Annotated in this window: 15 protein-coding genes; 3 read left to right on the top strand and 12 right to left on the bottom strand. The window is 30.9% G+C overall.

Features of this window, described 5'->3' with window-relative positions:
• Window positions 1-6: 6 nt before the first annotated feature.
• The 12 genes from FIA58_RS00155 to FIA58_RS00100 all read right to left on the bottom strand — a co-directional run bounded on the left by FIA58_RS00155 (window position 7) and on the right by FIA58_RS00100 (window position 10,091).
• Window positions 7-429 (bottom strand): hypothetical protein, encoded by a 423-nt coding sequence (locus FIA58_RS00155; protein ID WP_140958784.1) that lies wholly within the window; start codon window positions 427-429, stop codon window positions 7-9.
• A gap of 18 nt (window positions 430-447) precedes the next feature.
• Window positions 448-864 (bottom strand): GPW/gp25 family protein, encoded by a 417-nt coding sequence (locus FIA58_RS00150; RefSeq protein WP_140958782.1) that lies wholly within the window; start codon window positions 862-864, stop codon window positions 448-450.
• 199 nt (window positions 865-1,063) lie between these two features.
• Complete coding sequence (gene vgrG / locus FIA58_RS00145; protein ID WP_140958780.1) at window positions 1,064-2,773, bottom strand: type VI secretion system tip protein VgrG; 1,710 nt, start codon at window positions 2,771-2,773, stop codon at window positions 1,064-1,066.
• A gap of 2 nt (window positions 2,774-2,775) precedes the next feature.
• On the bottom strand, window positions 2,776-3,498 hold the full coding sequence (locus FIA58_RS00140) for a CIS tube protein (protein ID WP_140958778.1): 723 nt from the start codon (window positions 3,496-3,498) through the stop codon (window positions 2,776-2,778).
• Between the two features lies 1 nt (window position 3,499).
• Window positions 3,500-3,667 (bottom strand): DUF5908 family protein, encoded by a 168-nt coding sequence (locus FIA58_RS00135; protein WP_165928816.1) that lies wholly within the window; start codon window positions 3,665-3,667, stop codon window positions 3,500-3,502.
• Between the two features lies 1 nt (window position 3,668).
• On the bottom strand, window positions 3,669-4,157 hold the full coding sequence (locus FIA58_RS00130; protein WP_140958776.1) for a phage tail protein: 489 nt from the start codon (window positions 4,155-4,157) through the stop codon (window positions 3,669-3,671).
• A gap of 3 nt (window positions 4,158-4,160) precedes the next feature.
• Window positions 4,161-4,610, bottom strand: a complete 450-nt coding sequence (locus FIA58_RS00125; protein WP_140958774.1) for a phage tail protein — start codon at window positions 4,608-4,610, stop codon at window positions 4,161-4,163.
• A gap of 71 nt (window positions 4,611-4,681) precedes the next feature.
• A complete protein-coding gene (locus tag FIA58_RS00120; protein WP_140958772.1) occupies window positions 4,682-5,155 on the bottom strand; it encodes a phage tail protein in 474 nt (157 codons plus the stop codon).
• 46 nt (window positions 5,156-5,201) lie between these two features.
• A complete protein-coding gene (locus FIA58_RS00115; protein ID WP_140958770.1) occupies window positions 5,202-6,836 on the bottom strand; it encodes a phage tail sheath family protein in 1,635 nt (544 codons plus the stop codon).
• An 89-nt stretch (window positions 6,837-6,925) separates the two neighbouring features.
• Window positions 6,926-7,699 (bottom strand): hypothetical protein, encoded by a 774-nt coding sequence (locus FIA58_RS00110; RefSeq protein WP_140958768.1) that lies wholly within the window; start codon window positions 7,697-7,699, stop codon window positions 6,926-6,928.
• Complete coding sequence (locus FIA58_RS00105; RefSeq protein WP_140958766.1) at window positions 7,696-8,280, bottom strand: DUF4255 domain-containing protein; 585 nt, start codon at window positions 8,278-8,280, stop codon at window positions 7,696-7,698. The genes FIA58_RS00110 and FIA58_RS00105 overlap by 4 nt, the downstream gene beginning before the upstream one ends.
• Window positions 8,281-8,390: 110 nt before the next feature.
• A complete protein-coding gene (locus FIA58_RS00100) occupies window positions 8,391-10,091 on the bottom strand; it encodes an alpha/beta fold hydrolase (RefSeq protein WP_165928815.1) in 1,701 nt (566 codons plus the stop codon).
• 639 nt (window positions 10,092-10,730) lie between these two features.
• Here FIA58_RS00100 and FIA58_RS00095 point away from each other — a divergent pair.
• The 3 genes from FIA58_RS00095 (at window position 10,731) to FIA58_RS00085 (ending at window position 13,679) form a co-directional block, all read left to right on the top strand.
• The gene (locus tag FIA58_RS00095) at window positions 10,731-11,159 is read left to right on the top strand and encodes a MarR family winged helix-turn-helix transcriptional regulator (protein WP_140958762.1); all 429 of its coding nucleotides are present in this window, start codon (window positions 10,731-10,733) and stop codon (window positions 11,157-11,159) included.
• A complete protein-coding gene (locus FIA58_RS00090; protein WP_140958760.1) occupies window positions 11,156-12,232 on the top strand; it encodes a serine hydrolase domain-containing protein in 1,077 nt (358 codons plus the stop codon). The genes FIA58_RS00095 and FIA58_RS00090 overlap by 4 nt, the downstream gene beginning before the upstream one ends.
• Before the next feature lie 196 nt (window positions 12,233-12,428).
• Window positions 12,429-13,679: an alpha/beta hydrolase-fold protein gene (locus FIA58_RS00085; protein WP_140958758.1), complete on the top strand. Its 1,251-nt coding sequence runs from the start codon at window positions 12,429-12,431 to the stop codon at window positions 13,677-13,679.
• Window positions 13,680-13,724: the final 45 nt, after the last annotated feature.

Here is a 13,724-nt window from a genome sequence, read left to right as displayed (position 1 = left end):
TATTTATTAAGTAGCCTTTATTTTAGTATTATTTGCTATAAATTCTCCTTTAACTATATAGAATGGTAAAGGATCAGGTGCATTTGTAGGTGGAGGCTGTTTCGCTGGAGATTCTACTTCAAAAATGGCTATAAATAGTTTACCTTTCAAAATAAGACTTTTAGTACCACTTTTGGTTTTCTTAGTTAACTGTTCGGGGCTTAAGCTTTGTATTTTTAATTTTCCAGAACCTGGTATCATAAATGGTGGCACGGTATAAGAACAGGATATCTCTACTTTCTTTTCGTCTCCTTCTATACAAACCTTTTTACCATTAATAGTTGTTTCTCCAGTAGCTTTGATAGCTGTTACTGGTAAAGGAGGCAGTAACATAATAGGTCCTGAACTTGAGAAAACGACGCTATCACCATTCCTAATTATTTGATTCATTATTAATTAATGTGTTTATTAAAGGGTAAAAGCTCCAGTTGATGCCTCATTAATATAAAAAGGATACACCAAATTGAAACGATTGTTTGTAGTACGAACTATATAATCTACAGCGATATGTACTACTCCATTTTCTATATCCATATCCTTAACAGTCACTCCTTCTACCTTTATTCTTGGTTCATAAAGAAGTATCGATCTTGATACCATATTACTAATATCATTAACAAAGCGTTGATCTACTTCTTCAAACAAGAAACGGTTAAGGTCACAACCAAATCCTGAATGCATTACTCGTTCTTTTAGTGAAGTAGATAATAGAATTTGAAGGCTTTGCTTGATATCTTCTTCACCTGAAACCATTTCTACTGTTGTTCCACCTGATGCAAATACAGGAGGAAAAGCCCAACCACTTCCTAAAAATTTATTTTCCATACTTTATCATTTTTTAATTTTTATTCATTCACTATAAGATTATCTCCTACAGTAAGTTGTAACTAAAAACATTATTATTATATTTTCCGAATTAAATCGGCCAGAGCTGAGTAGGTTTGTTGACTTAAACTTACTGATATTATAACTATTTCATTGACTGATAACTCTAGATGTATTTTCTCATTTCTAGTTTTTTTATTTATAGTAAATCAACTTTTTTTCCTTTAATTTTAACATTCCCTTTTGCTTCAATACTAAAATTACCATCTGTTTTAATTTGACAGTCTTTTATACTTGTAATCGTTATTCCGTTTTTATTTAACTCGATTTTGTTTCCGTGAGCATCTTCTAGATTGATGCACTTTTGCTTTTGGTCTATACAAATTTTATTTTCTTTTTCGTTATTCTCATCAGCAGTAGAGAGTATGACCATTTGAGTTTCTTCATCAAAAAGCAACTTATAGTTTGATTTTGTAAAAATTCCTCTGTATTTATTCTTTTCTTTGACTGTGTTTGGCAATTTATAACTATGCATTGCTCCTAATATGATAGCTTGTCTAGGATCGTCATTTAAAAACCCTAAGACCACCCGATCTCCAATTTGTGGTGGAAAAAAAATCCCATGATTAGCACCAGCATCAAGAGAAGTATATAGAGCACTCACCTCTGTTGGTTTACTATCTTTATGAAAAGCGGGAATACTTACCAATACAAAAAATTGATTATTTGGATCTTCTTTATGTCCAGTGACTGTGCCTAAATGCAAACCATTAACTCCTGGAAGCAAACCTGCCGCTTGTGGATCTACCATATCTGTTCTTGATGTAAACCATGCCCTATCCATACCAATTTGCAGATAGGTATACCAACCCTTGTTTTTTGTATATACCTGACGAACTCCGGATATAATATGACTGCCATTAAAGCGACTTACATTTTCCATTTTTAAAGTTTGTCCTACTTTTATTGTTCCGTTACCAGATATTTTGATTGCACCTTGTATTAATGACAGTCTTGATTTTATAATTTGAGCATCTGACCAAGCCTGGAGTTCAGAAGACTGTAAGGGAGCCGCATGGACTATTTGAGCTTGTTCCGCTCCTATTACCGAAGCTATATTAGAAATATCATTATACCCTATAGTGTCTAATTTATACTCATTTCCTTTTTTAGGATTTGTGAAAGTTAATTCTTTATCCTTTTGCTCCTTTTCACCTTTTTTAATCGCATTAACCTTTATATCCAAACCAAAAGCAACCACCTCTTTATATTGATCCTGACCATTAAACTTTAAATCAAAGTCATACAGGTCAATACCAAACTTTAATGTTAAAAAAGGATCTTGAATTTTAGGTGAAACAACTTCTATTTCTCCATCATTTGCTACTACTAATTGACCATTTGCTTCTGCCCTAGATAGCATAAAATCCCAATCTGAAACATAGTATTGTACCATTTGTGCATGTCTAGTTGTTGTTTTGTCAATTTCTCCAACCTTCAATTCATGTTTTTCTACTAAACCTTTTATAATTTCTTTATCAGTTTCATTTTTATAAATAGTACTGCTTCTTAAAGCTGTCATTTTTAAAGACATATCATAAAGTTCTATTGTTAAGATAGATCTATCCATCGACCGCTCTAATCCCTGATTAACTACAATACCCTCAAAAACTTTTTCCTCTGTAGCTAATTCGCCCTCTTTTTTAAGAAAAATTTCAATTTTAGATCCTGGTAAAAAAGCATTGTCATTTAATGTTTTAAATTCTTGTTTCGCTACACTACCGTCATATAACTTAACTTCTGCAGTAGGTATTTTATTAAACTCCTTATTTGTATCTATAGAAATAAGTTCATAAGTACCCAATTGCAGAGTCTGTCCATCACTTTTTATCGTTTCAGTTATTGCCATAATTACTTCACTATAGGTGGAAAATAAATTTCCTGTCCTAGTTTAAGATTCCTAAAGTCTTTTATTTTATTAACACGTGCCACCTCCATATAATAATTCGGGGAACCATAAATAGCCTCACACATAAGAGGTAATTGATCTCCCTCTTTCACCATTCTATAATGTGTTAAATCTGGAGACTCTAACTCGGCTTTAACAACCTGTGCTACAGGCAAATCATCTTCTATAAAAGAGACCGATAACTCAGCTCGTAATGGACTACCACTTCTATCAAACAAGGTGTAGTTAATATCCAAAGATTGGAGTCTGCATTGATAATTCAAGGTCTTTCCCCAACTAATGGTAAGATGCGGTGTTTCATGGGTGGCACCTTTTCTTTTTACGATAAGTTTTAAAAACTCATCAATTCTGTCTGATACCGTTCTATAGTTAGAATTAAATTTATTTATCGCTATCACATGTGCATATTCATTTACTTGCGTATCATCAAAAATAAGCTTCATACTTACTGATGATGGTGCACTATGTGAATAATCTACCGTACCCTGACCAATAGGTGTTACTGGTACATTATAATATCCATTATTAAATCTTTTTTGTACAGACTCTGGATTGAACATAACCTCAACCTCTTCTCCTGTTCCTATTTCTCTAGCTGCTTTTTCGTAGGAACAAATTCTCAGTTTTTGAAGTTTAAATGGATTTAAATTATCTATAATTGACATATTATCTTCGATTTTTCTTTTTCAATATCTTTAAAACTTGATCTACACATTCTTGCACCAAAGCATCATTATTCCCTTTAGAGTAATATCCTTCGTTATTATCTGCTCCATTTTGAACAGTGCTAGACACGATTGCTCTGATTACTATTTCTTTAATTTCTACAGCCATATTACATTCTTAAAATTTGAAATCTGGTATAGGCTAATTCCATTGTATCGACAGCAACTGAATTGGACTGCGCATCTAAATCGGATACAGACCACTTTACTGGATAGGCTTTCTTGAAAAGCCATCCACCGATAGGAACACTACTTTCATTAAACAGGGTAATCAAAACATCTGATGGATTAAATTTGTAAAATGAAAATGCTGCATTGAACTCTATATTTAGTGGAGAAGGTATCGCACTAGCTATATATCCTCGCTCTAGTACCAAATTGTTATAACTCATTCTGGAAGGTAGTCGATGTGCATGCAGGTTTTCTCCTCCTTCATTAATGGTCTCTAACTGTACTTCTGTACTGATACCACTAACCCGTTGAAACCTTAAATCTATTGGATTTGGTATAAGGCCTCCTTTTAAGAAAAAAACGCCAAACCTGTGCGATAATGTAGGCTCTCTATCTGCAAAATTTATTGCTTTTAATACTTCTGACATATACTACTCTTTATTATATTTTATCCTTAAATCGTGGGCAATTAAATCTAGACTTTCTATCGCTACATCGTTGTTACTTGCTCCAAATGAAGGTGCCTCTAGTTTGAGGGGAAGTGCTCGCGACACTTCCCAACTTACTACTGCTATACCAGCTTCATCACATAGTTCTATTCTAATGTCTTTTTTTGTACCAGATGTCATCCAATCATACAAATAGCTTCGCTGTCTAACAACACCTCTTTTTAGGCTAACATTAATAGGCTTACGTTGCGCTCTAATCAAGTGATCTCCAACAACCCAACTAAACCCGTGTCTATATAAAACATGCTCTCGCTCTATTTCTAATCCTGAAATTTCTGAAAAAGACATTACCTCACTACCATTAATGATTACCTGATAATTATACACAGGTAAAGGATAACTATCTATAATTGTTTTTTTATCTATTGCCATTAAAAATGATTTTTATATCCATTAGAAATTCATCCAGTAAAATCTGGTAACTTAGCTTAGTTCATTTAAAACTAAACTTCTTCCATGGTTACTCGATAAGCCATTAAATCCATAGACTCAATACCAACATCGTTTGAATTGGCATCAAAAGATGGTGCTGTCAGTTTTGTAGGAAAAGCATCAATTACTTTCCAGCTTACTACGGTAGTTCCAGTTTCATCTAATAAATGAACTACAATATCCTTTTTATCCACTTGATTGAGTTGAATTGAATTAATCCAATTATAAAAAACAGGAATACTTTTCCCTTTTACTAACCCTTTTTTCATCGAAATAGTAACAGGTTGAATTTGTCCAGGCATGTACATAATATTTGGTCCCACTTTACCTCCTGATGCATAACTTTCTTTATACGTAAAAGTTTCGAAAGATAATTCTAGCCCAGAAACCTCTGAAAAGCTAATAGATTCTCCGTTGATATCTACTCTATAATTATAAATAGGAAGAGGATAATCGGTTTTAATTTGTTCTTTTGTTAAAGCCATGATATTTTTATTTTTTAATATTTTCTAGTTAAATAATGTATCCTAATTATGCCTCTTGCAATTTGTGTGAAAATTTCAGTATAATAAATTCTGCTGGTCGTACTGCTGCTAAACCTATTTCTACGATCATTTTACCTTCAAGAATGTCTTGTTGCGTCATGGTTTTACCCAAACCAATATTTACAAAATAAGCTTGACTTTCAACAGAACCTGCTAAACCACCTTGTTGCCAAACTCCATAAAGAAAACTTTCAATCATAGCTTTTACTTTTAACCAAGTAATAGCATCATTAGATTCAAAAACAGCAAACTGAGCCGCTTTTTTTGTAGATTCTTCAATCATATTGAATAATCTACGGACAGAAACATATCTCCATTCATTATCATTACCTGCAAGTGTTCTTGCTCCCCAAATCATTGTACCTTTACCTACAAAACTCCGTATGGCATTGATAGACTTACCAGATGTAGCATCTACATTAAGTCTTTCTTGCTCTTTTGACGTTATCTTTTCTACAGGTGCAACAACGCCATTTAAACTTATATTTGCTGGAGCTTTCCATACGCCTCTCTCACGATCTGTGGTTGCATAAGCTCCAGATACAGCTACACTAGGAGGCAATATGATACGTTGTTTTGCTAGTTCGCTTATAATTTTACTGTATAATGCGGTTCCTTTTTTACTATCTAATTTAAAAGTTTCTCCACTAGTAGTAACTTTTTCTAAAGTAATTAGATCCGTAGACTTTACTGTAGTGCCTTCTGTTATTAATAGTATTTCGAAATTCCCTCTATCTGGAAAATTATTCCATGCCTCAAGTACTTCTTCCACTGGTTTTCCTTCTCCTACATTAGAAATAGTTAGTACTTTCGTATCATTTATTGAAAAACCAAAGGATGTTCCTGTTTTGTTAATTTTAAATTTCGGATTATCTTCCGCATCACCTTTATATATGATAGTGATAGCATTATCATAATCAAACTTAAGAGTACTTTCTGAAGAAGAAGATAAACTAGATATATTCACATCACTATCACTATACACATAATTAAGGGAAGTTTGTAAATAAGGTGTGTAGGCTGCTCCATATTTTAAGTTATTAGCCCCTATTCCATTTCTAAACTTTTCTATGGCATCTCCCTCATTCTTCTGAACGTCTAAAATGCAAAATCGGTCTTTTAAGTCTGCACATTGTTTTAAAGCTTCTTGACAAACTTCATAATAATCCACTTCTTGTAAATGAGTTGCCTCACCTAGCATGATCAAAGTAGGCTCGTCTTCTTTACTTAATGTTTCAAGTCCGTTTAAAAAATCTTGTTTGTTGTAAGTGTCTGAATAACTTCCTATAGATACTATATAACAATCGCCTCCTCCATTTTTAAAATAAAGTTCTATAGCATAGTATAGCTTATTTTGCAGTGATTCAACCTTAACATTTGTTATTGTTTCATCACTAGCAACCGTTACATCAAAGGATACCGATTTAGCTCCACCAAAAAACTCTTTGTACTCTAATAAAGTTGAAATTCTAATAGCTTTATTGGCTAAAGATTTTCCTTCTTTTGTTGCTTTTTCAGTATAGCCAATAAAAGCTGGAACTGCTGTTGATACTTCTGCTACTGACTGTGGTAAAAGAGGGATTTCCTCTGTATACACATCGGGTGTAAAAAAATTAGACATATTTATTACTGTTTATTAAATGTTTACAATTTTATTTTTTATAAAACTCTTTTATTACTTTAAACTCTTTTTGAAATATTCATATTTTATTAAATTTTAATAATCTGAATACCATTGTCTTGTACTTCTGGATTAGGCAAATGATTAATAAGTATTAATCCATTTTGTTTAAGGTTTATATTTTTTATAGGTGTTTTACTGTATGGAATGTCGATATTAGATTCAAAAACTATAATTTTAGTATCTTGAAAATTTAACGTTAGAGATTGGACTATCTTATCTGAAAAGTCTTCCTTAATTTCTAACTGAGTAAATTTCAGTTGCTGATCTCTTGTTGCAATAGCTAAATCGGTAGTTTTTGAGTTAGATACAAAATAATATTTCCATTTTATTGCTCTTGATTGAAAAAGAGCTTTATATAAATGAGGTGAACCATTTGATTGAGATATAATTTCTCCTCCCTTTATTTCCACTCTAGCTATTGCAGGAAAATTTTGATATTTCCCCTCTTGAAAGGTTTTAGATTTCATTAACTCAACATTACCTTTACTTAATCCTTCATTAGAAAATAATAACATCTTACCCGTTTCAACCATAGAGGTGTCAGTAAACTCTCTAACATTTTCAGATGTTGGAAAAATATTAAAAACAAATACATTTTCCACTTCTATAGCAGTCAACTTTTCATCATTCTCATTAATAGCTCTTAATATCTTTATTCCATTTATTGTCCTTCTAATTAGAAAACGTTGCTTACTTAAAAACAATGTTGTTTGAGCATCTGGTAAAATAATGAGATCCGCTGCAGCAGTAGAAAAATAAGGATGAACAATTTCTATTTGAAAAAAAACACGGTATCTCATGTTGTTGTTGTTTCTTTTATATTCATTTGTAAATCATTTATAGAACTTCCTGTGACCTTAATAGTAATATCATCTATGAATGATAATAGTCGAACTCTATATAAAACAGAAGGCAGATAAGAAGTATTCAAAGAATGCCATACTTGATTTTGCTCTTCAAGAGGAAGAGTCACAAGTTCTATAGTTAATTTTTCTATATTCTCATCTAGAAGTTCTGGGGTATTATTTTGAGTAAAAACCCGGTTTGCTTGAAAAAACTTAATTACATAAGAAAGGAATTTAAGAGCTTGGGAATAATCATTGAATTTTGAGACAAATAGAACCAATAGTTCAATTCTTATTTCAGGATTTATTTGAGTTCTTATTCCATCTTGAACCATTCCAGAGTAAAGATCTGGATTTCTGAATTTGCGGTCCTCTGAAATATTAATCAAAAACGGTGTTACTGAATCTGTAGCAAAAGTTACAGGATCATTATTATTACTTTCAATAAAATTAATAAGGTTATGATCTACGTCTGTTTTTAATCCAAAGTATTCGTTAAGCTTATCTTTTAAAATGCCAAGAGTGGTATGAATCATTGCGTTTGAATTTTATTAAAACTAATACCTGAAATCAGATATCTTACAGGATCAAAATTAGAGGTAATTTCAACGATCAACTGTAACAATTCCGCACAATCCTATTACATTTACGACATCATAAACTGAAGGCTTTCTATCTTATTTTCAAACTTTTGCAAAACAGAAGTAGGACAAATACCATATTCTTTTTTGAAACATTTGGAAAAATAAGAAGGACTTGTAAATCCAAATTGAAAAGCTATTTCTGAAACAGTATAATTATAAGTAAGTAAAGCTTCTTTAGCTTTTTTTAAACGAATAGAAGTAATCAATTGATTAGGTGATTTATTAGTAGTTTCTTTAATTTTACGTTGTAATTGACGTTGCCCTAATCGCATTTCTCTACTAAGCATTTCTACACCAAAACCATCATTTTCCAAATGCTCATCAATAATCTGCAAAGCATCTTCTAAGAACGAATCATAAGAACAAAAAACATAAGGTTTAGCTGTATCATTTTGATTGTTTAATTTTGACTTTTTAGTTACATCATATAGTTTACATAAATTATTAGACTTGAAATCAAGTATGGAAGTATCCTGAGTAAAATCGAAGCCTGATCCTGACAATAAATGCTTAACTGTTTGAGTCACTAAGATTTGATTAGGATTTAATTGTGAAAGTATTGACGTAACCATATGATTATCCTTTTCATCCAGACACTTATCACCTTCATGAAAACCTTCTTTTATATAAATTCCCATAGCTACAGATATTTCTAAATCTTGTAAGGCTTTTAATAAATCGGTACTACAGTTAACAGCTTTACTAGAAACTTCAAAAGCCACTGCAAAACAATTCTTATCTTTATGTATAATACTTCCTCCAAAGGTTGTTACAAACTCAATAATCATATCAAGTTTAAAATTAGATTTTAAAGAAGACACTATTTGCCCAAATAAAACCGTTAACAATCCTTTTTTTGTGTATTCATCCGCTTTTGTATTTCTAATAAAATCTTTCATCTCTTCCAAAACTTCATGTGTGTTTCCAACCCAAAAAAGATGATCATCTCCGTCAAGCTCAACAAACTTCGAATTTTTAATATGTTTAGCTATAAACTTCCCTTCCTCAATTTTCACATCAATATCATGAGTACGTTGCATTAATAAAGTTGGTACTTTAATATAGCCTAGAATATCAATAATATCTACCTCTGTATTCATTTTAGTAAGCTTCATAGCTGCCGTAGGACTTGCACCAGACCTAAAGTAACTAGCCAACCAATTCATAAAATCCTTATCTGTAGCTTTAGAAGGCACTAATGTTTCCAATTGCATTTCACCACCACACCAACTGTTTTCTATCATATCATACAACCTTTGTCGCTCTTCAGTTGAGGGTGCCCAAGGATAATTAGGAGCACGCATGCGTTTAGCAAATATTCCAAAAGTAATTAAGGAGATGGTTCGGTCTGGATAAGTGGCAGCAAATAAAGCAGATGCAGAACCACCTTCAGAATGGCCAAATAAAACAGCCCTTTTAGAATCTACAATATCCATAACAGCTCTAATATCATCCATACGTTCTTCTAAAGTAGAAAAATCAACAACACGATCAGAAAGTCCAGTTCCGCGCTTGTCAAATAGAATAACTCTGGCTATTTTCCCTAGTTCCACTAAAAAGCTAACCAACTCTGGACAAGCCCACATTAAATCAATATTAGAAACCCACCCTGGAATATAGACCAAGTCAATAGAACCTGAACCAAAAACTTGATAAGCAATATTAATTTCTCCACTTTTAGTGTATTTCGTTTCAGGCTTCATAATTTTTTTTTTAGTTGAAAAATTCTTTTGAAAATAATTTTTCATAAAAAATAATGAATAGTAATTTTTCCTCAATAAACGGACTATCATCTTATTTTTTTATAAAATATTATTGAATAGTAAAAATAAAATAGAGATAGATAATACGAATATAAATTACGTATACATTAGGTAAACGCTACATGTTTTACTAGTAAAAAAAGTAGACAACAAGTATACAATTAAAAACCAAAGTGCTGAAAATCAAAATTTTAATTATTTCAAAATTATCAAAACCTAATAAGCTTACTTTCTAAAGCTTTTCTATAAGTATTTCTTTTTCATTTTCCAGAAGCATATTTCTAGCTCATTATAATCTGTTTTATTCCGAAAATAGCTATAAAAATGAGATATTAGTAAACATGATAAACAGAGATTATAAATAAAATCATTGTAATAAATTATTAAGTGTAAAAGTTAAAATAGAATTTTAGATATTTAATAAGTCTTTACACTTACTGTAGCTTTAAAAATAATTCTAAAATGAACTACCACTTTAAACTACTCTCCTACTACATTTTACGTATAACAAATTTAAAATAAAGAAAGAAAAGTTTTTTTTATTTGATATATCAATTATATTTGTATCAAATATATAGTATGAAAATTCCATCTAAAACAGTTTTTTATACCATTGAAAAAACAATAAAAAGCTATCGAAAATTCTCTAAACGAAATTTTTTAAAAGTAGTTGATGATATCACAATCGATCAAAAATTAATTCTGCAATATCTTAATGATTTTCCTGGATTAAGTCAAAAAGAAATAGCCGAATTAGTTTTTAAGGATAATGCTTCATTAACCCGAATGATAGATTTAATGGTTAATAAAAATTTTCTCAAAAGATCTATGAATATTGAAGACCGCAGAAGGTTTAAAATAGAAATCACTCCTAAAGGTAAAGAAGTTTTAAGCAAATTAGAACCTGTGATAGCAGAGAATAGAAAAAAGGCATTTGCTGGGATTACAGAACAAGAATTGATTCAACTTGACATGATATTAAATAAAATTTTATTCAATATAAAATGAAGAATTACAAAACACTATTATTTCTATTATTAGGAACTTCACTTTTATTTTGCTGTACCAGTAAAGCACAAATTTATCCCAACAAAAACTGGTCAAAAAACAAAAATCCTTCTCTAAGCGGATGGAAAGATGTAGAACGCTCTGTTTTTACTCGTTATCTAATCGATAGCACCAATATTACTGGCTTGGTTATAGTTCATAAAGGGCAAATAGTACTAGAATATGGAGATATACAAGAAAACAGCTATATAGCATCATGCAGAAAAAGTATTCTTGCTATGCTATTTGGAAAATATGTTGAAAATGGCACAATAAATCTTAATAGAACACTAGAAGAATTAAACATCAACGATGTATCCGAACTTCTTCCTATAGAAAAAAAGGCTGAAATAAAAGATTTAATTTCTGCTAAGTCAGGTGTATACTTAAGCGGTTCCAATGGTGGAGATTTTCGTAGATATGCTCCAGAAAGAGGTTCTGTAAACCCAGGAACTCATTGGTTATACAGCAATTGGGATTTCAATGTTGCCGGATATATCTTCGAACAAGAAACGAATCGGACTATTTATGATGAAATAGAATCTCAACTTGCAATTCCCCTACAAATGCAAGATTGGAACAAATCGCTTCAACAAAAAAACGGGAACTATGAGATATCAAAATTTCCTGCTTACCACATGTGGTTTTCAACAAGAGATATGGCTCGCATTGGTTTACTAATGCTTAGAAAAGGAAAATGGAAAGACAAACAAATCATCTCAGAAAACTGGGTTAATGAAATAATTACACAACGTACCTCCTATTTGGAAACTCAAAAAAGTGTACCAATTCTTAAAGAAGATGGACTAGACTTAGGATATGGTTATATGTGGTGGTTAATTGAAAATACAGGTGATTACAGACTTAAAAATGCCTATTCGGCTCAGGGAGCTTTAGGTCAAAATATTACTATTTATCCTGAAATAGATGTTGTTTTAGCTTTTAAAACTAAAAGTGATTACAGAAGAAGAAATTCTATTCAAACTCAAATGAAAGTCATGAAAAAGGCAGTTGAAATTTATAACTCCAACTAATTTATAAGTTAAAATAATAGTAAAACACCAATTGCTATTACTTACAATTGCCGCAATGTCTTTTGCTTAAAAGAAAAAAACATAGTAGAACCTAGGCATTTGAAAAACAACAACTAGATAAAAAACAACATATTAACTATAAGATACTTAAACACTAAACACATACAAATCATTAACCTTTATTAAAAAATAACTAATGAAAAAATTTAAAATATTCTTAATTACAGGAGTTGCTATCTTCTTTCAACATTTTGGAAATGCTCAGACAAATGAAAACAATCATTTTTTACAAAAAATAGGTGTTTTAGATAGTCTTTATTCACAAACCTTAAAAGAATCTAGAGATATTTATGTACAACTACCAACTAACTATAATCCTAATAGTGACAAGAAATACCCTGTCGCTTTTATTTTAGATGGAGAAATATTTCTTCCGACAGTTAGTAATGTACAAGATTATTATAGTGGAGGTTTTACACCCGAAATGATACTAGTTGCTATTTCAAATAGTAAGAATAGAATGAGAGACCTTACAACTTCAAATATAAAAGAGATGTATGGAATGCCATTTAATGAAGAAAATGGAGCCGCTATTAATTTTATTAAATTCATAGAAACTGAACTGATTCCTTTTATAGAAAAGAAATATCCTGTAACCCATTTCAGAACTTTAATTGGGCATTCATACGGAGGCTTATTTACTATTTACACACTAATTCATCACCCACATTTATTTTCAAACTATTTAGCTATCGATCCAAGTCTAGATTGGGACAGTCAAAAATTAATTAATGAATCAAGAGAGATACTATCAAGTCATAATTATAAAGGAAAATCTTTGTTTATGTCCTTAAGTGGGCAATTGCATATGCAAAACCCACTGATTACTATAGAAAATGTTATGCAAGACACATCAACCTTTACATTATTTGCAAGATCTAATATTACTTTTTCAGATATTATAAAGGAAAATAAAAAAAATGAATTGGCTTTTAAATGGAAATTTTATCCAAGAGATTTACACGGCACCATTCCTTTTCCATCTATTATGGATGGTTTGATATTTGATTTTGAATGGTATCAATGGGAAGAAACAGATAAATTCAATTCACCAGATACTCCAAAAGAGGATTTATTTAAAATAGTAAAATATAGAGAGAGTAAACTTAAAAATTATTTTGGTTATTCGGTTCCGCCTTATCCAGAAGAAATTTTAAATATGTCTGGTTATATGAATTTAGATATGCAACAGTCAGAAAAGGCAAAAATGTTTTTTGAATTGGCAATTGAATATTATCCTAAAAGTGCAAATGCATACGATTCAATGGCAGATTATTATGAAAGAAACAAAGAATATAAAAAAGCATTAAAATTGGCTACAAAAGCTTATGAAATAAATGCAACCGATTATTATAAGCAAAGAATAGAAACATTGAAGAAAAAATAAATAACCTGAACCGTTTGAAAGAATAACATAATAAAAATAAGAACT

The organism is Flavobacterium jejuense, assembly GCF_006491595.2.
GTDB lineage: Bacteria > Bacteroidota > Bacteroidia > Flavobacteriales > Flavobacteriaceae > Flavobacterium > Flavobacterium jejuense.
Note: the sequence above shows the minus strand (reverse complement) of the source record. Positions and strands in the feature narration are given on the sequence as shown.